This is a genomic window from Citrobacter sp. wls615 (genome assembly GCF_005281355.1).
Classification (GTDB): Bacteria; Pseudomonadota; Gammaproteobacteria; order Enterobacterales; family Enterobacteriaceae; genus Citrobacter; species Citrobacter werkmanii.
Genome location: NZ_SZXM01000047.1, coordinates 165,236 through 187,826 on the forward strand (window position 1 = coordinate 165,236; position 22,591 = coordinate 187,826).

Genomic DNA, 22,591 nt, shown 5'->3' on the forward strand with positions numbered 1-22,591 from the left:
CGCGCTTACTGATGGGTCTGGTAGTGGTTGGTCGCGTAAGCGAAATAACCACGCTGGCGCATCAGTTCGCGGCGCAGGTCAGGGTGCGAGGTGAAGCGGTCGCGACCGTGCAGCCAGAACAGGTTGTTAATCAGCAGGAATTTACCCACGGGAACCGGAACGGAAATAATGTTCTTGCTGGTTTCCAGCGCATCGGACAAGTCGCTCAGCCAGACGCCTTCTTCATAGTCTTTTGGCTGGACAAACTGGTCGATGTAGCGCATTACCGGGCGGCCCAACTGGTCAACGTCAAACACCGGATGGAACACATCCTTGCTGACGTTTTTGCTTGGCGGGGCGGCAAAGCGCATCGCACGACGCGCCAATGGATGGGTAAAGTACTGATCCAGATGCTCCCAGTCGTCGAGATGCAGCAGCAGCGAGTTACCGCCGGTCATGTTCTGCTCGTCGATCTTCATCATCAGCACGTAATCGGTGATTTCTTCGAGGTAGGTTCCGTCGTTATGCAGCTCCATAACACGGTGCGGCTGGCGCAGATAGCTGTCTGAGTTATCGACGTTTTTCACCACAAAACGGGCATAGTATTGACCGCTCATCGCATCAAAATTGGAGCGTCCGATCAGATGCGCGACCGCCGTTGCCAGCTTGACCATCTCTTCAGCCTGCGCCACGTCATCCACGCCGACGGCGTTGATCAGCAGCGCCCCTTCGGCACGATCGAGCAGCGTTTTCAGCAGCAGGGGCTGTAACTGGTTGCCGCACAAATCATCGAGGATCTTGCCCACTTTGAAACGCAAGAAAGATTTGTATTCCAGGGCCTGCACCGGCCACTGCGCGACGGCCTGCAGAAATTGCTCAGTGGTTTCGGCAGAAAAAGTCAGCTCCAGCAGGCGTGGAGACTGGACTGATGGTTTCAGTGTGAAACCGCTGTAGTGCTGGGCTGGATCTTCAGCGTTCGGTTGTACGGCAGTCAGTGCGTTCATCAAATCGATCCTCTCAGTAGATTGTCAGGGAGATATGGCGCAGCTCGTTTCGTAGCCATAAATTAAAAATATCTACATTTTTGAAAAACGCGCACAGAATGAACTTGTTTGTTTCTTATTTGTGATCAAAAGCAACAATTATTTAACATTATAAAAGGTGAGGATATCTGCGAGTAGAGGGAAGGTTGGCAAGAAAATGTATTTTAAAACATAGGGTTAATTGCTCTGTCGCTGGAGATAAACCAGCGACAGCAGTAAGTCAGTAACCGACTTGATAAATGCGACCCGTTTGGATGCCTTCCACACTGCGGCGATAGGCGTTGGCAACGGTGGCGGCCGGGACGCTTTCGAAGCCAGGGAAGAAATCGTCGTAGGCTGCGGCGGATTCACTGAGTACGGTTGGGCTAATCAGGTTGATGCGCAGTCCACGACCCAATTCACAGGCTGCTGCGCGAACAAACCCTTCCAGACCGGCATTGATTGTTGCCGCATTTGTGCCTTGCGCGATGGGTTCATGAGCGATAATACCGCTAATGAGCGTAATCGAGCCGCCATCATTGAGGTAATGCTGCCCGGTTAAGGCCAGTCGTATTTGCCCTAACAGCTTATCCTGTAAACCCTGATTAAAATTCCGATCGGTCATGGTGGATAACGGCCCAAAGAACAAATTGCCGGTGGCGGAAACGATCGCGTCTACCCGACCGACTTTTTCAAACAATGCCTCGACACTCTTCTGGGAGGTGATATCGACCTGGTAATCACCCTGGCTGCGACCCACACGGATCACTTCATGTTTACGGCTTAATGTTTCTGTAACCGCACGACCCACCGTACCGCTGGCACCAACAATAACAATTTTCATAACCACCTCCGCATTAGTGTGAGCCGCTATTCTTTAATGAAAATGAAATCGGATAAACTGGCTAAAAGTTAGATGATTACTAACCAGAGGTTTGCAATATGGATAAGCTGCGCGGCATGGAAACGTTTATCGCGGTGGTGGAGAGCGGGAGCTTTACCACCGCGGCAACGCGACTGGGGATGTCTGCGGTGATGGTGGGGAAATATATCACCCACCTTGAAGCGCAACTCGGTACGCGCCTGCTGGAGCGCAACACTCGCCGCCAGAGCCTGACCGATGCCGGACGAGTCTATTTTGAAGAGGCCCGGCGTGTGCTGGAACAGGTGACGATAGCCGAACGTTCAGTGGAGCGTCTGCGGCTGGCGCCTGCGGGGACGCTGCGCATCAGCGCGCCAACCTCCTTTGGTGCCTGTGTGATCTCGCCGTTGGCCGCCTCGTTTTTACAGGCCTGGCCGGAAGTGCGAATTGAGCTGGATCTGACCAATCGGATGGTCGATCTGGTGAATGAAGGGGTTGACCTGGCGATCCGCATTGGCGATATCCATCAGACTGATGTGGTGGCGAAATATCTGTGTCCGTACCGTATGGCGATTTGCGCTTCGCCGGATTATCTCGCTCGTCATGGCACCCCCTTCACGCCCGCGGATCTGGTGGATCATTTGTGCCTGTCCCACACCGTCTGGACGGCCCGCAACGAATGGATGCTACCGGGCGCAGGGGGCGAAGTCAGATGGAAACGCGATGCGATCCTGCGCTGTAACGATGGTCATGGCCTGCGTATGGCGGCAGTGGCGGGGGCGGGGCTGCTGTTACAACCGGAGGTGCTGTTGGCGGAAGAGTTAGCTACTGGCAGACTGGTGCGGGTGCTGGAGGCGTTTACGCCGCAGCCGCGACCCATTCATTTGCTGTGGCGGCAAGATTTGCGTGCGTTGCCGAAACTGACGCGGTTTGTCGAGCACGTTCTTAGTGCAGTTCAGGAATTAAGATGAAAATGCCGGATGGCGATGCCCATCCGGCATATTACTAGCCGATATCCACCTGCGGTTTGCTGTTACGCTTACGGATCAGGCGCAGCACCGGCGGGATCACGATAACCAGTACCGCCATCACCAGCAGCACTTTTGCTACGCCGCTGGCCCACAGAATATCCATGCTGCCGTTACTGATAGACAGCGCCCGACGCAGGTTTTGCTCCAGCATTTCGCCCAGCACGAAGCCTAAAATCAATGGCGACATCGGGAAGTGCATCTTACGCAGAATGTAGCCCAGTACGCCAAGGGCGACCATCAACACCAGATCAAAGGTAGTGCTGTGAACGGCGTACACGCCAACCGCGGAGACTGCTGCGATAGCGGGCACCAAAAACCACAGTGGGATGGTCAGCATACGGGTAAACAGACCGATCAGCGGGATGTTCATCACCAGCAGCATCACGTTGGCAATCAGCAGCGCCGCAATCAGTCCCCAAACGATATCCGGTTGTTCGGTGAACATCGCCGGGCCAGGGGTGATGTTGTACAGGGTCAGCGCGCCCATCATCACTGCCGTGGTGCCGGAGCCTGGAACGCCGAGCGTCAGCATCGGAATAAAAGAGCCACAGGCCGAGGCATTGTTCGCGGCCTCAGGTGCCGCCACACCGCGAATATCACCCTTGCCGAAGCTGTCGCTGTTGCCGCTGAGCTTTTTCTCGGTCATGTAAGTGATAGCGCTGGCAATGGTTGCGCCCGCGCCAGGCAAGACGCCGACGAAAAAGCCGATCACCGATGAACGCAGGGTGGCGCCCACGCACTGCGCACCTTCTTTGGCATTGAACAACATGCGGCCCGTTTTACGCACCAGCGTCTGGCCACTGCTGGTATGTTCCAGCATTAACAGTATTTCTGAGACAGAGAACAACCCAATTACTACCACGATAAACTGCACGCCGTCGGAGAGATGAACACTGTCAAAGGTAAAGCGATAAACCCCGGTGTTGGCGTCCACGCCGACGGTCGCAAGGCCGAGACCGATAAGCGCTGCCAGAAATGATTTCAGTGGATTTTGCGCCATCATGCTGCCGAGACAGGCAATGGCGAAAACCATTAAGGCAAAGTATTCCGCCGGACCGAAGGCCAGCGACCATTGGGCTAACGCTGGGGCAAACAGAATGATGCCGCCGATAGCGATAAGCGAACCAAAGAATGAGCTGACCGCCGAGATAGAGAGCGCGACGCCGCCGCGCCCTTGCTGCGCCATCGGGTAGCCATCCAGCGCGGTCATAATCGCTGCCGCATCGCCGGGCACGTTCAGCAGGATGGAGGAGATACGCCCGCCGTATTCACAGCCAATGTAGACCGTCGCCAGCAGGATCAGCGCAGATTCAGCCGGCAGGTGCAAAGCGAAAGCCAGCGGCAGCAGGATCGCCACGCCGTTGATAGGCCCGAGGCCGGGCAGCAGCCCGACGATGGTGCCGACAAAGCAGCCAATCAAGGCGATAACCAGGTTTTCCGGCGTCATCGCCACCGCGAAACCCTGAGAAAGATAAATCCAGGTATCCATCGTTTCTCCGTTAACCCAGCCAGGCGCCGAGTGGTAAGGTGACGTCAAGCAGCCGGTCGAAGGCATACCACAACAGAATGCCGAGGACCGCGCCGGAAATACCCGCAGCCGGAATGGTTGCGCCGAACAGCATGCCAATCACCACGGTAAGAATGGCGGTGGCGATGGGAAAACCGAGCCATTCAAAACCCCAGGCGTACATCAACAGAACAATCACCATCGTCAGCAGCTTTTGCAGCACATGACGGCGAGGCCAACTGATGGTGTCCGGGTGGCGCAACAGCAGCGCCACGGCGCATAACAGCATCAGGCTGATAATGCCCAGCGGAAAGGGACGCGGGCCAACCGGCTCATAGCTGTATTCGCTGCTGATTTGCCAGGCCACGAACAGCCCGGCTATACAGAGCAACAGCCAGATACCTGCAAAAATACGATCGCTCATCATCTTTGCCTCTGCGTTTATTTCGCCAGACCGAAGGCTTTCGCCTGCTCACGATAATCCGTAACCTGCTTCTTCACGTACTCGTCGAGCTGCTTACCGCTCATGTTGAACTCGAACAGGCCGCGGAGATCGCGCTGTTTTTTAAATTCCTCGGTTTGCTGGAGTTTGTTAAAGGCATCGACCCACCACTGGTATTCGGCATCACTGACTTTTGGTCCAACGTAGAAGCCACGAATGATCGGCCACACCAGGTCGTAACCCTGCTCTTTGGCGGTTGGCACATTGGCTAACTGACCCGGCAGGCGTTCTTCCGAGAACACCGCCAGCACGCGGATTTTGTCGCCGCTGAGATAAGGCACCATCTCGCTGAGATCGCCGGAAACTACCTGTACGTGATTGCCCATCAACGCGGTAACCGGTTCGCCGCCGCCTTCAAAGGCTACATAGCGCATCTTGTGCGGATCGACGTTGGCTTTTTGCGCCAGCAGCGCCGACTTCATCCAGTCCTGACTACCGATTGAGGCACCCGCGCCAATAACTACGCTGTTAGGATCTTTTTCCATTGCCGTCAGCAGATCTTTCAGCGTCTTCCATGGTGAGTCCTGGCGTACGGCGATCATGCCGTAATCCGTGCCCACGCTTGCCAACCAGCGCACGTCATCCACGCCATAGCGACCAAATTTACCTTGTGACAGGTTCAACAGGGAGCCGCCGGAGAAAGCCACCACGGTACCTGCTTCAGCCGGGCGTTGAGCGACGATTGCGTTATAGGCCACAGCGCCAACGCCGCCGGGCATGTAGGTTACGCGCATCGGTTTTTCGATAGCGCCGGTTTCCATCATGCTCACCTGAATCAGCTTGCAGGTGAGATCGAAGCCACCGCCGGGTTTCGCCGGGGCGATACATTCGGTGCGCGATGGCGCTTGTTCTGCCAGAACAGAGGTACTCATCAGTAAAATGCTTGCAGTAAGGGTACGAAGTAATTGTTTTTTCATTGTTTATCCTCACACCGGAAAACCGGATTTTCAGGTACGAAAGAAGATTTTTGTGATTATGTGAGCCGATGTGTAGCAGTTCGGTTGCGTGATTGTTAAAACATTAACCTTTCAATTCCCTTTCAATGCGGCAGAAACTTTACAGGATGTGATATGCGTCTCTTATTAGCGGAAGATAACCGTGAGTTAGCTCACTGGCTGGAGAAAGCGCTGGTGCAAAACGGTTTTGCCGTTGACTGCGTTTTTGATGGTCAGGCGGCCGATCATCTTTTACATAGCGAAACGTACGCGCTGGCGGTGCTGGACATCAATATGCCGGGGCTGGACGGTCTTGAAGTCGTCCAGCGGCTGCGCAAGCGTGGCCAGACGCTCCCCGTTCTGCTGTTGACGGCGCGCAGCGCGGTGGCCGACAGGGTGAAAGGGTTAAACGTCGGGGCCGATGATTATCTGGCAAAGCCGTTTGAAATTGAGGAACTGGATGCCCGGCTGCGGGCTTTGCTTCGTCGCAGCGCGGGGCAGGTACAAGGCATACAGCAACTGGGCGAACTGGCGTTTCATGATGAAGGCTACTTTCTGTTGCAGGGGCAACCGTTGGCGCTTACGCCGCGTGAGCAGGCCCTGCTGACGGTGCTGATGTACCGTCGGTTGCGCCCGGTTTCGCGCCAACAGTTGTTTGAGCAGGTCTTTAGTTTGAGCGATGAGGTCAGCCCAGAAAGTATCGAACTGTACATCCATCGTCTGCGTAAAAAACTTCAGGGAAGCGATGTACGCATCGCCACGCTACGTGGTCTGGGCTATGTGCTGGAGCGTAGCGATGAGGTGGGTTAAGCCTCAGTCGTTGTATCTGCAACTGCTGATGTTTCTCGGATTACCACTGCTGTTGCTGTGGGGGCTGTCGGCGTTTAACAGCTATGTCAGCGCGTTACAGGCGGCGACGCAGGCGTATGATCGGACGCTGCTCTCGTCCGCCAGAACCGTCTCTGAGCGGTTAGTGGTGCGTAATAAACGGCTGGAAGTGAATGTGCCGTGGGTGGTGTTGGACAGCTTTGAACTGAATATGAACGACAGGTTGTATTACAAAGTGGTCGACCCGGCGGGGAAGGTGATATCAGGTTATGACGATTTACCTGCGATGCCGCCTGCCACCTCGCGCACACGACTTTATCCGGCGCTGGCGTGGTTTTATCACACTGAATATCGCGGCGAAGCAATTCGCGTGGCGCGTTTACTACAGCCCGTCAACGAGGGCGGTATTATCGGCATGGCGGAGATTTATGTCGCTGAAACGCTGCAATCACGGCGTTATCTGGCGCGACAGTTGCTGTTCTCCTCGTGGGTTTCGCAAGGACTGCTGGTAATGCTCACGTTGGTGCTGGTTGGTTGGCTGCTGCGCCGGGTGCTACGTCCGATGCGCCAGTTGTCATCGCTGATGGTACGTCGCGAGCCTGGGCTGCTGACGCCGTTGCCGGAGCTGTTGCCGTGGTCGGAAACCCGTCTGCTGATTGTGGCGTTTAACCGCTATCTGGACCGACTGCGCGGCCTTATCTCTCGTCAGGAACGCTTCAGTGCGGACGCATCCCACCAGCTCAAAACGCCGCTGGCGGTACTGAAAACTCAGGCGGCGGTAGCCCTCGCCAGCCCACAGCCTCAGCAGTGGTACGAGAGTTTACAGGCCATGAGCGTGACTCTGGATAACACGATTCAACTGACGGAAAGGCTGCTTCAGCTGTCGGCTGTGAAGCGCAAAGAGCAGGGAGAAAAGCACTTCTCACCGGTTAATTTGTATGAGGTGGTGCAAAGCAGCTGTTTTACCCGGCTGGCGCAGGCGCGCAGTAAAGCTATCGATCTGGGTTATGAGGGGGAACAGGGCGCGGTGTGGATTGAGGGCGATGAAGTCTTGCTCGGCGAACTGTGTGGGAATCTACTGGATAACGCCCTGAAATATACGCCGCCGCATGGGGTGGTGACAGCCCGACTGCAGCGTGAAGGCGAAGCCGTGGTGCTAGTGATTGAGGATAGTGGGCCAGGTATAGAGGAGCAGATGGTTCATCAGGCGATGCTACCGTTTCATCGTCTCGATAACGTTGGCAATGTCCCAGGCGCAGGAATTGGTCTGGCGCTGGTTAACGACATTGCGCGTTTACACCGTACGCATCCGCAGCTGGCACGTAGCGAAACATTAGGTGGGTTAAACGTACGGGTGCGTTTTTTAAGCGTTGCTGGCTGAGATATTTTTATTGTGGTGTTTAGCCGCAATGGAAGGGTGATTCAAAATAAAACTGTTGTGAAATTTGTCATACATAAAACGTTTTCGTGTAGACCATGGTCTGTTAACTGTCAATGATAATTTTGTTGTAAAAGATGGTCTTTTTTGCTTTGGTGGTGAAAACTTTTATTGCATTAATTTTCTTTCGAATCATATAGATAAATTGATATGAGAGGTTCCTGTCACAGTAATGAACATTATTTTTTACATTTACTGACAATGGGTCATTGCGTTTTTTAGACTTGTGATATAATTAGCAACATGAAATGAGAAAAAAATAATTAAATATCAATAGATAATGGGCTGAGATATGCTAAAAAAATCGCTAAAGATTAGCAGTCAAGGATATCCAGTCTTTTTAAAACTGGTTGATTTTATCGTTATTAATGTGACGTTAATTTTTAGTGCCTATCTGCTGGGGTTGATGCCGTTTAATACCATTGCTATTCTGAGTATTCTGTTCTCTGTCTTTTTTTTGCTGTTCGCTGAATATATCAAAATTTATCAGCAGAAAATTAAAACGATTGGTTTACGTAATCAAAAACGGTTACTTTTTTGTACGCTGTTGGCTATATTCTTTAACGAACTGGTGAGTATGACGGTGGCAGAACCGGAGTCCCTCGGTTACTTAGACAGGCTACCGTCCCCTTTTTATTCTGCCATTATTTACTGGTACTTCATTCCATTACCTTTTCTTTATTACATTCGCTTTTTTATTTTTAAATATTCAACGAAAAAGAGTATGCGCGTGGCGATTATTGGTTTGACCGACAATGGTCTGGCCGCGGAAAGCGCGTTACTGTATGAGTACGCCGATATCAAATTGGATCTGGCTTTTTATGATGAGCGTGCGTTATCGCGCTGTGGCGACATTGTAGATAAGGTCAAAAGCCCCTTTCGTGGCCCGGTGATTAATCTGGTTGAGGAAGCCCGACTGGGAAATATAGACGAAATCTATATCGCTTTACCGATGGTGGCGCTGCATCGCATCCGCCATTTCTTGACCATGATGTCAGACACCACCGTAGATACCTATATTGTTCCTGACTTTTATACCTACAGCAACAATATGTCCAAGCTACGTTCTATCCATAACCTGCAAACCATCGGCATCTTTAGCTCGCCGTTTGAAGGGGCGGGTTCGTTTATTAAGCGGGCGGAAGATTTGGTTCTTGGCAGCATCATTATGCTGATGATTTCGTCGCTGATGTTGGTTATTGCTATTGGTATCAAACTCACTTCTCGTGGGCCGGTGTTTTTCAAACAAGACAGGTATGGTCTGAGTGGGCAAAAAATTAAGGTCTGGAAATTTCGTACTATGCGCGTTATGGAGAATTCCGAGACGGTAATTCAGGCCACGAAAAACGATCCGCGGGTGACGAAATTCGGTAGCTTCTTACGCCGTACGTCGCTGGATGAACTTCCGCAATTTATTAACGTATTGCAGGGAAGTATGTCGATTGTGGGTCCCAGACCCCATGCGGTTACGCATAATGAGCAGTACCGCAAACAGGTCGAAAATTACATGATCCGCCATAAGGTAAAGCCTGGCATCACCGGACTTGCGCAGATTAATGGTTTTCGTGGGGAAATCGATGCGCTTTATAAGATGGAAAAACGGGTTCAGTACGATATTGAGTACATTCAAAACTGGTCACTTTGGCTGGATATAAAAATTATCATTAAAACTATTTTCAAAGGATTTGTCGGTAAGAATGCATACTAAATTAATCGTTATTACCGGAATCGTGATATCGCAGCCCGCATGGGCTGATTTAACACCGAAATCACACATCGGCTTTGCGGGGATCGACTTCCAGGGCAAGGTCGCTGTGGATTATGGTTATAATGATAACGTGACTTATCAGCCACATAACAGCGATGCTGTCGGTTCCTCGTTTCAGAGCGCAGCGCCAGTGCTGAGTATGATCGGTGAGCGCGGTCAGGATAAGTATTTACTGATGTACTCTGGGGATTACCGTAACTACTCAAGCGATTCTGCTGATAACTACACCGATCATTTTTTCCGTTTTAATGGGGCCTGGCGTTATGGACTCATGCATGGCTTAACCCTCAATCTGGAGGATTCACTTGGGCATGAATCCCGTGGCCGCGGAATTACCGAGGGTTTTTTACCCAGCCAGTTTCAGCAATATGGGATTACCTCGCCGCTGACGACAAATTTCATCAACAGTGAACTGCGCTACAGCTATGGTGCGCCAGATGGGCGTGGCAAAGCGGAACTGGCGTTGTTATACAAAAAGCTGACTTTTGGTAATACTTCTGATGTACAGGATACCAGTGAGGATTTTTACCATTACATTCAGGAGCAGGAATGGCATGAAAATAGCCTGGTAGCAGAAATTTTTGACCAATACACATCCAGAACACGCTTTCGCTATAGCTTTATTACTAACCAGCGTCGCTATGATAACAACTCAGAAAAAGATACTAATGAATACTATTTGCTGTACGGCATGAAATCGCAGTTGACTGGAAAAACCAACGTCGACATGAATATTTCATGGTTGTACAAAACATTTGAAAACAGCGCAAACTCGCATGATTTTAATGGTCTGAACTGGGACATAAAAGCAGAGTGGAAGCCGCTACAACAGTCGGTTTTCACGGCCCACTCGGCGCAAAGCATTAAAGACCCGTCGGAAGTTGGGGGATATATTTTAGTGACCCAGTATGGCATTTCTTACCAGCATTTCTGGTTAGGTAATCGTTTTTCGACTTTGCTGGATTATTCATACACTGCGGAAGACTATAAAAAACAGAACAAGGACCGACATGATAAAGATGGGGTGTTTAGCGTCACAATGAGCTACGACTATACGCCATCGGTTAATTTTGAGATTAAATATCAATTAGATACATTGAATTCGAATAAGGATACTGACTCGTTTTATATCGGTCCCAACGACAACCAGGAAGTTATTAGAACGTTGGGTTATGATAATTCTATGATTATGCTTAAAGCTAAGGTTCAGATCTAAAATGAAAATAATAGAACTGTGCGCGTTTTTGCTATTCAGTATCCTGGTGGTCGGGTGCTCAACGTCCGGCCCAAGATTAATAGACGATCCTGCTGCTGTTCAGCAGGATTACCGGCTTGGGGCGGGGGATACTGTCAATATCGCTGTTCACGGTCAACCCGATATGACGATGCGGTTTATTTTGGATAAGAGCGGGGAGATTAATTTTCCGTTTGTGGGCGCTCTTAAATTAAAAGATAAAACTGTCGATCAAGTGACCAACGAATTAACTCAACGGTTGACGGGAGATTACTTTACCACGCCGATGGTGACGGTGAGCATTGCCGAGTTCCGTAAATACTATGTTTCAGGTGAGGTGAAAAGTCCGAACGGATTTGCCTGGGAGCCAGGTCTTACCGTCGAGAAATCTATTGCGCAGGCAGGGGGATTTACAGATCGTGCTGACCGACAAGATATCAACATTCGCCTGTCTGGCAGCAATCAGCTGCTTGAGAATGTCGATTTAACGCACTCTGTTCATCCTGGGGATGTCGTGATTATTGGCATGGGGTTCTTCTGACGATGAAACTATCTATAGTGGAAAACGGCAAAAAACGAGAAAACACTGTCGAATTCTCCCGCTTTGCCAAAGAGCTGAAAAAGAACGCCTGGAAAATCGTGCTGGCCGGTATCGTTGCCGGGGTAGTGGCATATCCAATAATCAGCATGATGTCCTCAAAGTATGTCTCAACGGCGACGGTACTGATTAAAGCCCAGGCCGATAACGTTTCTCCGTTCCCACAGGTTGATGGTTTCGATTCAACGCGCAGTGGTTACTACGAAACGCAATATGCGTTGATGCATTCACGTATTGTGCTTGAGCAAGCCGTTCGCGATATGAAGCTGGATGAAAATCCGGAATTTACCGGGGAAAAACAGGGAGCGGAAAGCAGTGAAAGCCGGCAGTTGAGGATGGAGCAAGCGCTGAAAACGTTGTCGAAAAACCTGAATGTCATCGGTATTCGTACAACGAACCTGGCGTCTATCACCTATGAATCCCCCTCGCCGCTGGTGGCTGCTGACGTTGCCAACGGCGTCGCGCAGGCTTTCATCAACTATACGGTTGAGCAAAAGCGTCTGAAAGTAGAGAAAGCCCGCGAACTGAATTTTGAAAAAATGGAAGAGATTCAGAAGTCGATAGCGAAACAAAAAGAGGAGATGGACAGCTATCTGAAAAACGCCGGGCTGCTGACCTTTCGCGGTATCGATGGTTTTGAAACCGAGCAGTTAAGTATCGTCACCAATCGCCTGGCTGATGCGACCCAGCGTCGCGTTGCCGCTGAATCTGTCTATAACGAGGTGAACAGCGGAGGGCGGTCGGCGGAGAGCGTTATCTCTCAACCTTCGATCTCTAACCACGCCCAGATTCAGGATTTACGTATCGCGTTAATTCAGGCGCAGCGCACGTTGTCTGAACTGCGCAAAGTATACGGGCCGAAAAATCCCGCAATTTTAAAAGCAGAAGCTGATGTCAAGTCGATCCAAAGTCAAACCGGACGGGTACTGGGTGAGCTGAAAGAGGGGTTACGTCAGCAATATCTGGCGGCGCTGGCGGATGAAAAGAACTATCAGCAGCAGGTGGCGCAGCAGAAAGAGATCTTCCAGAAAATGGCCTCAAAACGCGATGCCTGGAACAGCCAAAAGCTGTCGTTAGATAAAATGGAAGATCTGTATAAATCGCTGTATCAACGTACTCAGGAACTGTCGCTGTCCGGCGTGAATGCTGACGCGGTGTTATATGATCCTGCCGTTCCCGCGCTAAAACCCGCGAAACCGAATAAATCCCTCTTGTTAGTGATGGTGGTTCTGCTGGTGGTGGTGTTCAGTATCATGTATTTCATTGTCAAAGCGGCGATGGACAACTCAATCCGTACGTTGAGTCGTATGAAAAAACGCCTGAACGTTACTCCACTGGGCGAAATCCGTCGGTTTAGCGGAACCTCAGGGCGCGCACAGGTTCGCGACATGATCCTCAAGAATCCACTGAACGCCGATATTGTGCACGGTATCCGTACCCGGATTATGTTGGATAATCGACCGTTACAGACGCTCGCCGTGGCGTCGACGGAGCACCGTGAAGGGCGCTCTTTGCTGGCGAGTCTGTTAGCAAATTCCTTTAGTTTCGACCAGAAAACGCTGCTTATTGATGCGGATTTCTTCAATACTGACGGACTCTCATCCGAGCTGGCATCGGCAACGTCCGCAGGCGTAGCGGAACTGCTGCGTGGGGAGACCTTGCTTGAACAGGCGCGGATCAAGCTCAGTGATAATCTCGATTTTATCCCGCACGGGAAGACCACCCTTTCTTCTCTACTTATGTTGTCGTCCGGGCATCTTGAGCCCTTAATGCACGAGCTGAAATCCCACTATCAACGCATCATTATTGATGTGGCTGCCGTGAATCAGAGTCAGGATGTGCAATTGATTAAACGTGCCGTTGATGGCGTTATTTTCATCGTGAAAGCCGGCTCGGGTTCGGCGGGGCATATAGCCAACGCGCTGGATAAGATCGAGGAAAATGATGGCGTTGTGATTGGCGCTGTGCTGAATGCGGTTGAAGAAAAGGACCTTGAAACGCAAGAGGGTCTGCGCTCACTGAACTTCAGTACCGATCAACTGATGACGACGCCAGGCCGAGTATGAGTCTACTGAAGAGCGCCTCCACGATAGCCGGTTCATCAGTCATCTCACAGTTGATTGGTGCGCTGTCTATCTGGTTGATCTCACATAAGTACGATATGGCTGAAGTGGGGCTTTATGCGCTCAACTACAGTATTGCCGTGGTGGGCGCTCAGGTCTGTACCTTTGCATCACAGCTTTTAATTCCTAAACAGCAGGATGATGAACTGGTACAGAATGTCGTGTTTTGTCTGATACAAAGCACGATTATTGCCTTACCCTACGCCGTATTGACCGCGTGGTTGTTCCACCAGAGCATATTGTTCCTCTATTTACTGACGCTTGCTACGGCGTGGGTTCTCATCTCGGAAAACCTGTCGCTGCGCACAGCTAACTTTCGTTTTCTGATCTTCCAGCGCATTTCTGTTTCTGTGGTGGTATTACTTTCGATACTGGTTACGCATCATGTGCAGCTGTTTTATTGGTCGTGGGCCTGTGCGACGATGGTACTGACGGTAAGCTGTATATTGCATTCGTTTGATATTCGTTCGGTGGCGGTCCAGCATTTACGACCCGCCAGCAACTGGCATTTTTTTAAACAGAATATTCATCACATTACTAAAGTCGGTAGCGCTGAGGTGTTGGCGATGGCTAGCAGCAATTTGCCGATTATGCTGATTAACTTCTGGTTTTCGGCGCTGACAGCCGGTTATTTTTCCGTGGTCAGCCGCTTCTGCTTGGCGCCGGTGGTGATCATCGGGAACGCGGTACGTAATACTATTTTTTCCAAGTGGTCTATCGATTTTAGAAATAACACCTTTAATTATCAGGAATATACCCGGGTACGGATGCTGCTGCTGGTGTTGGGAGTTATCTGTACTCTTGGCGTGTTTATTTTCTATCCGATTGTGATGCGCCTCGGTTTTAGCGAAGACTGGATTAACTCCATTGAAACGTCTCGCTACATGCTACCCTACCTGTTCCCGGCGCTGGCGATAAGCCCCCTGACGGTCATAGAGCTAATTTTTGGCTCCCATCGCTATTTTCTGCGCATCCAGTTGGAGCAACTGGCGATTGTGCTATTCGCTTTTGTCGTGACGCCCTATTTTTATAAAGACTATGCAACGTCGGTGATTTTGTTTTCTTCACTGACATTTATTCGCTACGCCTTTATTTATTTGAAAATGAACAAGCGGGCTAATCTGCTGAAAGACAGGCCGGTGATACTATGACGCTGAATACCGGATATTATTTACAAGGTTATACCTTCGTTACGCTGATCCTGTGTGGCCTGGTGCAATACTTTACCGGCATACAGTCGGTGCTATGGCTCCCCTTTTTTCTGACCCTGTTGATGGTGGGATTATTGGTGATGCAGACGCGGGATGGCTCGCTGCGTCTGGATGCGCAGGAGACGATAGTGCTGGCGCTGTATTTCTCGTTCCTGATACTGGCCGGGGCCTCAACTCTGATTCAGGGCGGGATCACCGTCGCGATTGTGGCCTTTAAAAATGAAATTGCGCTGTCGCTGGTGATGATCTGCTTGCTGCTGGGATTTTGCCGGGAGTCGCAGATTTATCGCGTGACTCGCTATTTATACTGGGTGTTTTACGCGCAGATCCCGGTCATGATTTATCAGGTTTTACTGGTTGTTCCCCAGCGTGTCGCGGTGCGTGGTGAAGATGAAAAATGGGATTCCGTGGTGGGTACCTTTGGCGGCGACCTGATGGGGGGAGGTAACACTGCCGCGATGGGCCTGTTTTGCCTGCTGATTATGCTGTTAAAGGTCTCTGAGTATAAGCACGGACTGACCACGTTTAAATCCATGGCGTTGCACATTGTGCTCGGGATCGGGCTGTGCATTATTGGTGAAGTAAAGTTCGTTATCCTGCTATCGCCTCTATTCCTGGCGTGGGTGTGGATCTCACCGAGCTACGTTAAAGATGTTAGTAAGGTTAATCTGAAGACGTTGTTGGTTATTGTGGCGGGGATGTTGCTGCTGATTAGCCTGTCGATAGTTATCCTTGCATATTATTATTCTACTGCGTTTGGCGGCGATCCGTCGAAAAGCGCGTTGAGTATTTTTATCGACTCTTTGAGCTATATTTTTGACCCGAACTACATTATGTCTACCGGGGAGTTAGGGCGCTTTACGACTTTCCTGTTCTGGCTAAAAAATAATGATCTGTGGGGACTGTCAGGAACGTTATTTGGCTATGGACTCAACGCCACTAACAGCGGGAGTACGGTATCGCCGGGCTTTCTGAATATTATTTATAACTTAATCCTCGACTCGACTTCTCTGAGTATGCTGCTGTGGGAAGTGGGTGTGATTGGCACGTTAATCTTCATTAGCTTATTTATTTATATCCTGAAAATATGTCAGCCCAAGCCTTTACTGATGCTTGAACAACTGGACCCGCAGGATCTTCAGTTGTTGAGCTTTGCTCCGGCATTTAATGCTTTTGCGATTGCTTGCTTAATTAGCTTACCTTACAGCCAGATACTGATGATTACACCGATGTTACAATTCCTGTTCTATTTATCACTAGGATCAAGTTTAGTGATTCGTCGAACCGTCCTTCGCTGCGTAGGGTAATTGTATGGACAATAAACCGTTTATTTCAGTGAGTATCAAAACGCTCAATGAATCTGAATGTATTGAGAAAACAATTGATAGTATCCGTAAACAGCTTGTTGATTATCCACATAAAATTATTGTGGCAGATAGTCTGTCAACGGATAACACCCAGCAGTTGGCGATCGATAAAGGGGTGACTGTGGTGTCATTAACCGATCCAGGCGATCGTTGCTGTGGTGTCGGACATCAGTTGGGTTACCTTTATAGTGAAGGGGAATATCTGTTGCTGATGGACGGCGACATGGAGCTGGAAGAAGGATTTGTGGATCAGGCTGTCGCGTTTTTGCAGGCGGAACCGGAATACGCTGGCGTAGCGGGAACCGTCGAAATGGACGATGCCGTTAACTATGAATTTAAATCGCGTAAGCAACGCATTAATAAAATCTATCCCGTAGGGGATAGCGACCATTTAGGCGGCGGGGGGCTATATCGCCGCTCCGCCATTGAGAAAATTGGTTATCTCACCAACCGTAATCTGCATGCTTATGAAGAAGCTGAACTCGGCCTGCGTTTACTTGACGCGGGTTATAAATTACGTCGTCTGAATATTCCGTATTTTATTCATACTTCGCATACCATGCCGACCTTTCAGATGCTGAAGCATCGCTGGAAAAGCGGATACTATCAGGCTCCGGGCGAATTTTTACGTTGCGCCTGGGGAAAGCCTTATTTCATTAAAGCGTTAAAAATGGTTAAAAACGAGGCGATTTTTGCTGTTTACCTGGTTGCCTTGTTCATTGCGGCGGTGACCTTTAATCTCGAAATTTTCGATATCGCATTTCTGCCATTGCTTGCCTTTGTGATACTGAAAACCGTACAGAATCGGTCGTTACTGAATGGCCTGCAAAGCGTGATGAACTTAGCTGTGCTTTCCGCGGGGCTTGTTAAAGGGTTAACACATCCGCTACGCGATCCGTTGACTCCGCCTGACAGTAAAATCATTCATGAATAACTAAGGCAGACGCCATGAAAGTTTTATTAGTAAATAAGTTTTTTTTCATCAAAGGCGGCGCGGAAACGGTTTATTTTCAAGAGCGCGATATGCTGAAACAGGCCGGAGTGCAGGTGATTGATTTCTCGATGCAGCATGAGAAAAATTTCCCTTCGGACTATGCGGATTATTTTGTCAGCAATGTGGACTACCACCAGGAAAGTAATTTGTTGGGTGGGCTAAAAACGGCGGTTAACTTTATTCATAATTCGCAGGCCTGCAAAAAGATGCTGGCGTTATTGCAAAAAGAGCGCCCGGATATCGTTCATTTTCATAATATCTATCACCAATTAACGCCGGCGCTGATAAAAGTTGCGCGCAATTTTGGCTGCAAAACGGTACTGACTGCGCATGACTATAAGATTGTCTGCCCTACGTATTCCATGTTGCGCGACGGCAAAGTGTGTGACTCCTGTATCACCGGCACGGTTTTTAATGCTTTCAGGTATCGTTGCCAGGAAGGTTCCGCCTCAAAAAGCTTATTGCTCTCTCTGGAGGCAACCTGGCAATACATTGCGCAAAATTACCAGGCGCTGGATGCGATCGTTTCGCCGAGCGTTTTTTTACGCGGGGTGCTGCTGCGTACGCTGCCGAAGTCGCGCATTGATGTGATCGTCAATGGCGTAGATGACAGTCGTCCTCTGGATGAGGCAAGCGATGAAGGCTATATGCTGTTCTTTGGTCGCCTGAGCCGTGAAAAAGGGGTGGCAACGCTGTTGGCGGCACATGAGAAAATGCAGAACAAAGCGCCGTTGAAAATTGTGGGCCACGGCCCGCTACATGACGAGTTAGTCGCCAAATACCCGGATGTTGAATTTTTAGGTTATGTGCAGCAAGGGGAAGCCCTTGATAAGCTTATTAAGCATGCACGGGCGGTAATCCTTCCTTCTGAATGTTATGAAAACTGTTCCATGGCGATATTAGAGGCGATGTCCCTGGGCAAGCCGGTGATTGGATCGCGCATTGGCGGGATCCCGGAACAAATTCGTGACGGTAGTGAAGGGATTTTATTCGAGCCGGGCAACGTGCAAGCGTTGGCGAATGCGATGGAGACGCTGGCCGACTCGCCAGAGAAAGCGCGGGTTATGGGGTTACAGGGTCGGGCGCGGTTAAGTGAAAAATATGCGCTAAGCAAACATATGGACACCTTGCTGGCGCTGTATAAAGAACTGCTTAGCAGGCCCTAGTATGAAAAAAATAACGGTTTTTGGCACACGAGGTATTCCGGATGTGTTGGGCGGCGTGGAGACTCACTGCCAGAATCTTTATCCTGCTATTAAGCAGCAGCTCGATGTTGATATTTGTGTTATCGCTCGCTCACCGTATGTAAATTACAAACGGTCAACGTATAAGAAAGTCGAAACCTATGCGCTGTGGGCGCCCAAAAAACGCTCGCTGGAAGCGATTGTGCATTCCGTTTTAGCGGCATTGAGGACAGTTTTCGACCATTCGGATATTGTGCATGTGCATGCTATCGGACCGGGCCTTGTGATTCCATTATTACGCGTCCTGGGCAAAAAGGTCGTTTTTACCCACCATGGGCCTGACTACGATCGTCAGAAATGGGGATTCATTGCCAAAAAAATACTGTTGCTGGGTGAGCGCTGGGCGGTGAGATACGCCCACGAGGTGATTGTGATTTCTGAGGTGATTAATCAACTGATCCAGAAAAAACATGGTCGCTATGACGCGCATTTAATTCACAACGGCGTGAATGAGCCGCGGTTGTTATCTGAGCTGACTATCGAAAATACGCTCTCCCGCTTTGGGCTACAGCCGAAAAATTATCTTGTGGTGGTTGGACGATTTGTAGAAGAAAAAGGGATGCATGACGCCATCGCCGCTTATCAACATAGCGGTTTGACCCTGCCGCTGGTGTTAATTGGCGATGCAGATCATCCGACCGAATACAGCATTCGCCTCAAAAAGCTGGCCGCCGACACGCCTGGTGTGGTGATGACCGGATTTTTACGCGGTGATGAACTGCAGGCGGTATTTTCACAGGCGAAACTGTTTGTGATGCCTTCATATCACGAAGGTCTACCTATTGCGCTGCTGGAAGCGATGTCCTTTTCTCTTCCCGCTGTGGTCAGTGATATTCCGGCTAACCTTGAAGTTCAGTTACCTGTCGCAGCCTATTTTAAGGTCGGGGACGTGAACAGTCTGGCCGGGAAATTAACCCAGTGGGTGACAGCCAATCGTGTGGACTATCGTGTATATTTGCAAAACTATAATTGGCATGAAATCGCCAAAAAGACAGTCAACGTCTACCACTCAATTGATAAAGATATAGGTTAATTTTGACCAGTCCTCAAAATCGTCCCCCCGTCATCGAACGGTTCTATGCTCACCTTGATGAGCAAATAGCGGAGGAGTTGACCCCGGAACAAAAAGCAGGGGTGGAAAACGCGATCCTGGCCTCGACATTGGCTGCACGGCATCAGATTGATATTCGCCGGAGTTTTCCTTTTTTCAGTAAACGTTTTTATCTGGTTTTTTTGTTTGGCAGAGATTTACGCCGCCAGCATCGCCAGGAATCGACCTTGTCGCGGATCTTGCTCACTTTTTTGCTGTTGATCGCCGTGCTGTTCGTCACCTGCTGCATATTGCTGACGCTGTATATGATCAAATCAGCGCTAGGTATTGATGTATTCCAAAATTTTCACGTCGGTATTTGGGACTGGTGGTTAAACCTGAAAAAACACTAGTGTTATTAAACCTGCGAGGGCGTTACTGCGATGAAGTGTCAATGGGTTTCTGCGCTGTTGGGTATGTTCCTCCCGCTGTCGGTGATGGCCGCATTAACGACCGTAACCCCTAAAGCATTGACGGGGCCGTTGATCAACCCGGGGATTGGCGTTGCCAGTTTTCATCAGGGATACGGTGAAACGCTGAGCCTGGCGGATTATCCCAATACCGGGTTCGAGTATGAGCGATTTTATTGGCGAGATTTGGAACCTGTTGAAGGGCAGTACAATTTTGCGCTGGTGGATGATGCCTTTAGATACGCTGCGGCGCACCGTCCCGCGATGAATGTCGGGCTACGATTTATGGCGCTTGCCGACCCGGCGGATGGCACTAAAATTCCCGACTGGCTGATTAAAAAAGGCGTAAAAGGAACCTGGACGTCTGATAATAAGACGTTTGTACCGGATTTAGATGACCCACTGTTTATCGAATACAGCCAGCGTCTGCTCAACACATTGGGTCAGCGCTACGATGGTAATGAGAATCTCGCTTTTGTTGATATCGGCATGGTGGGTTCGTGGGGCGAGTGGCATAACAGCAACTTCCCCGATCTGAAGCCACTCCTGGAGCGATACACCACCGGACAGTTGGATCGCTACGTTGCGATGCACTTTTCTGCCTTTCCCAAAACGCCCAAAATTATGCTGATAAGCGGTGGGCAAAGCCTGGCAAATGCGGTGGCGCGTGGGGCCGGGTGGCGAGCGGACTGTTGGGGTGACCTGCGCGTGTTTTCAGACGCCTGGAATCATATGCAAGATGATTACCCGCAGCGATTACTGGCAGCGCAGCAAAGTTATGCAGGGTTTAACGATGCCTGGAAACGCGCGCCAGTGAGTCTGGAAATCTGTTCGTATATGCAGGACTGGAAGAATTCTTTTCATTATACGCGCGCCGAAGTGCAGGGGATTTTTGACTGGGCGATCAAGCAGCATGCCAGTACCATCAACCTGAAATCGAGAGCGATACCCAGCGATTATCGACCGATTGTCGACGATGCGCTGACCAAACTGGGCTATCGATTTCGCTTAGCATCCCTGAGCCATGAGTCACTGTGGAACAGTGGTCAAACGCTGACGTTGAACAGTACCTGGTATAACGATGGTGTGGCACCGATCTACCTGCCCTATACGCTGGCATTTCGTGTGTTAGACAGTGGCAATAAGGTAGTGGCGCAGGGTAATGCGGCGGATGATATACGACGTTGGCTCCCGGGAATTCATCAGGTCAGTTATGCGCTACCTATGCCGGGTCGACTGGCGAAAGGACAATATGCGATTGAGGTTGCGATGCTGGATAAATCCGGTGCCGCGAGAATTAACTTTGCCAATGAAGGGAAGCAGAGCAGCGGCTGGTATCGTGTATCAACCATAACGTCGCGCTAGCCCGTTAAAGCAACGAGCCAGACGACCTGGCTCGTTGCAGAGAACATTACAGGTTATAACCATTCGGGTTATTTTTTTGCCAGTTCCACGTGTCGCGCATCATTTCATCAAGGCTGTAGATAGCCTGCCAGCCTAACTCTTCTCGCGCCAGAGAAGGGTCTGACCAACACTCGGCAATGTCTCCGGGCCTTCTGGCGACAAACTGATAATTAATTTTTGTCTGCGCCGCTTTTTCAAACGCCTCAATGAGGTTAAGCACGGAATACCCGACTCCGGTACCAAGATTAATCACTTTGTAGGCAGCGCCTTTGTTCTGGCAATCCAACGCGGCTAAGTGGCCGGTCGCCAGGTCCATGACGTGTATATAATCACGCACGCCGGTCCCGTCGGAGGTTGGGTAGTCATTACCATACACGGACACGGTTTCAAGTTTACCAATCGCGACCTGGGAGATATACGGGACCAGATTATTGGGAATACCGTTAGGATCTTCGCCGATTCGACCCGATGGATGGGCACCGACTGGGTTAAAATAGCGCAGGCAGGTGATGCGAAAATCGGGCTGCGCGCGTGAAAAATCGGCCAGAATCTGTTCAACCATTAATTTAGACGTGCCGTACGGATTGGTCGTACCGCCCGTGCGTGATTGCTCGCTTAGCGGCACGCTTTCCGGATTACCGTATACTGTGGCCGATGAGCTAAAAATAAAACGATTAACGCCTGCGGCCAGCATCTCATCCAGTAATACCAGCGTACCAGTAACGTTGTTTTCATAGTAGGCGAGGGGTTCTTTTATCGACTCTGAAACCGATTTGAGTCCCGCAAAATGGATGACATCAGTGATGTTATGGCGGGTGAAAATGTTTTTTAAGGCCTGCCGATCCAGAATATCGGCGATATAGACAGTCGGTTCCCTGCCGGCAAGTTCCGCGACTCTGTCCAGCGAGACTCGAGAAGAGTTCGACAGATTATCAACGACAACGACATCATCGCCTCTTTCCAGTAGTGTTAAAACAGTATGTGAACCAATATAACCTGCGCCACCAGTGACAAAAATTGCCATACAGACTCCAGATTTATGCT

At 50.2% G+C, this 22,591-nt stretch carries 20 protein-coding genes; 14 read left to right on the plus strand and 6 right to left on the minus strand.

The genetic code is table 11. The annotated features are described in order from the left end of the window. Positions 1-5: 5 nt before the first annotated feature. Both glaH and FDX04_RS13750 read right to left on the minus strand, forming a co-directional pair. On the minus strand, positions 6-983 hold the full coding sequence (glaH, locus tag FDX04_RS13745; RefSeq protein ID WP_137361185.1) for a glutarate dioxygenase GlaH: 978 nt from the start codon (positions 981-983) through the stop codon (positions 6-8). Between the two features lie 259 nt (positions 984-1,242). Beyond that, positions 1,243-1,845, minus strand: a complete 603-nt coding sequence (locus FDX04_RS13750) for a short chain dehydrogenase (protein ID WP_137361184.1) — start codon at positions 1,843-1,845, stop codon at positions 1,243-1,245. Between the two features lie 98 nt (positions 1,846-1,943). Between FDX04_RS13750 and FDX04_RS13755 the strand changes: the two genes are divergently transcribed. Beyond that, the gene (locus tag FDX04_RS13755; protein ID WP_079226110.1) at positions 1,944-2,834 is read left to right on the plus strand and encodes a LysR family transcriptional regulator; all 891 of its coding nucleotides are present in this window, start codon (positions 1,944-1,946) and stop codon (positions 2,832-2,834) included. Positions 2,835-2,868: 34 nt separating this feature from the next. Here FDX04_RS13755 and FDX04_RS13760 read toward each other — a convergent pair whose 3' ends face one another. Genes FDX04_RS13760 through FDX04_RS13770 form a run of 3 tightly spaced genes read right to left on the minus strand, consistent with a single transcriptional unit; the run spans position 2,869 to position 5,820 of the window. Beyond that, positions 2,869-4,383, minus strand: a complete 1,515-nt coding sequence (locus FDX04_RS13760; protein WP_042313169.1) for a tripartite tricarboxylate transporter permease — start codon at positions 4,381-4,383, stop codon at positions 2,869-2,871. 10 nt (positions 4,384-4,393) lie between these two features. Then, positions 4,394-4,828 carry a tripartite tricarboxylate transporter TctB family protein gene (locus FDX04_RS13765; RefSeq protein ID WP_094301039.1) on the minus strand — a complete coding sequence of 145 codons (435 nt, stop codon included), beginning with the start codon at positions 4,826-4,828 and terminating at the stop codon, positions 4,394-4,396. A 14-nt stretch (positions 4,829-4,842) separates the two neighbouring features. Then, positions 4,843-5,820: a tripartite tricarboxylate transporter substrate binding protein gene (locus tag FDX04_RS13770; protein ID WP_038632908.1), complete on the minus strand. Its 978-nt coding sequence runs from the start codon at positions 5,818-5,820 to the stop codon at positions 4,843-4,845. A 153-nt stretch (positions 5,821-5,973) separates the two neighbouring features. Here FDX04_RS13770 and tctD point away from each other — a divergent pair, with 153 nt between their 5' ends. The 13 genes from tctD (at position 5,974) to FDX04_RS13835 (ending at position 21,508) form a co-directional block, all read left to right on the plus strand. Then, complete coding sequence (tctD, locus tag FDX04_RS13775; RefSeq protein WP_042313173.1) at positions 5,974-6,648, plus strand: transcriptional regulator TctD; 675 nt, start codon at positions 5,974-5,976, stop codon at positions 6,646-6,648. Then, positions 6,635-8,047, plus strand: a complete 1,413-nt coding sequence (locus tag FDX04_RS13780) for a sensor histidine kinase (protein WP_137361182.1) — start codon at positions 6,635-6,637, stop codon at positions 8,045-8,047. The genes tctD and FDX04_RS13780 overlap by 14 nt, the downstream gene beginning before the upstream one ends. 349 nt (positions 8,048-8,396) lie before the next feature. Continuing rightward, on the plus strand, positions 8,397-9,812 hold the full coding sequence (locus FDX04_RS13785; RefSeq protein ID WP_137361181.1) for an undecaprenyl-phosphate glucose phosphotransferase: 1,416 nt from the start codon (positions 8,397-8,399) through the stop codon (positions 9,810-9,812). Further along, positions 9,802-11,088, plus strand: a complete 1,287-nt coding sequence (locus FDX04_RS13790) for an outer membrane beta-barrel protein (protein WP_061382310.1) — start codon at positions 9,802-9,804, stop codon at positions 11,086-11,088. Before FDX04_RS13785 ends, FDX04_RS13790 begins: the two co-directional genes overlap by 11 nt. A 1-nt stretch (position 11,089) precedes the next feature. Beyond that, on the plus strand, positions 11,090-11,647 hold the full coding sequence (locus tag FDX04_RS13795; RefSeq protein WP_137371079.1) for a polysaccharide biosynthesis/export family protein: 558 nt from the start codon (positions 11,090-11,092) through the stop codon (positions 11,645-11,647). Between the two features lie 2 nt (positions 11,648-11,649). Further along, positions 11,650-13,770 (plus strand): tyrosine-protein kinase domain-containing protein, encoded by a 2,121-nt coding sequence (locus FDX04_RS13800; RefSeq protein ID WP_137371080.1) that lies wholly within the window; start codon positions 11,650-11,652, stop codon positions 13,768-13,770. Continuing rightward, positions 13,767-14,978: a lipopolysaccharide biosynthesis protein gene (locus tag FDX04_RS13805; RefSeq protein ID WP_042313188.1), complete on the plus strand. Its 1,212-nt coding sequence runs from the start codon at positions 13,767-13,769 to the stop codon at positions 14,976-14,978. Before FDX04_RS13800 ends, FDX04_RS13805 begins: the two co-directional genes overlap by 4 nt. Next, positions 14,975-16,345, plus strand: coding sequence for a capsular biosynthesis protein (locus FDX04_RS13810; RefSeq protein WP_137371081.1), 1,371 nt, complete (start codon positions 14,975-14,977; stop codon positions 16,343-16,345). The genes FDX04_RS13805 and FDX04_RS13810 overlap by 4 nt, the downstream gene beginning before the upstream one ends. 4 nt (positions 16,346-16,349) lie before the next feature. Continuing rightward, positions 16,350-17,339 carry a glycosyltransferase family 2 protein gene (locus tag FDX04_RS13815; protein ID WP_042313193.1) on the plus strand — a complete coding sequence of 330 codons (990 nt, stop codon included), beginning with the start codon at positions 16,350-16,352 and terminating at the stop codon, positions 17,337-17,339. A 14-nt stretch (positions 17,340-17,353) separates the two neighbouring features. Then, positions 17,354-18,565, plus strand: coding sequence for a glycosyltransferase family 4 protein (locus tag FDX04_RS13820; protein WP_137371082.1), 1,212 nt, complete (start codon positions 17,354-17,356; stop codon positions 18,563-18,565). Position 18,566: 1 nt separating this feature from the next. Next, the gene (locus FDX04_RS13825; RefSeq protein WP_079226115.1) at positions 18,567-19,676 is read left to right on the plus strand and encodes a glycosyltransferase family 4 protein; all 1,110 of its coding nucleotides are present in this window, start codon (positions 18,567-18,569) and stop codon (positions 19,674-19,676) included. A 2-nt stretch (positions 19,677-19,678) separates the two neighbouring features. Continuing rightward, a complete protein-coding gene (locus tag FDX04_RS13830; RefSeq protein WP_042313200.1) occupies positions 19,679-20,086 on the plus strand; it encodes a membrane protein in 408 nt (135 codons plus the stop codon). A 30-nt stretch (positions 20,087-20,116) separates the two neighbouring features. Beyond that, positions 20,117-21,508: a DUF4832 domain-containing protein gene (locus FDX04_RS13835; protein ID WP_137371083.1), complete on the plus strand. Its 1,392-nt coding sequence runs from the start codon at positions 20,117-20,119 to the stop codon at positions 21,506-21,508. Positions 21,509-21,554: 46 nt separating this feature from the next. Here FDX04_RS13835 and galE read toward each other — a convergent pair whose 3' ends face one another. Beyond that, the gene (galE, locus tag FDX04_RS13840; RefSeq protein ID WP_137371084.1) at positions 21,555-22,571 is read right to left on the minus strand and encodes a UDP-glucose 4-epimerase GalE; all 1,017 of its coding nucleotides are present in this window, start codon (positions 22,569-22,571) and stop codon (positions 21,555-21,557) included. Positions 22,572-22,591: the final 20 nt, after the last annotated feature.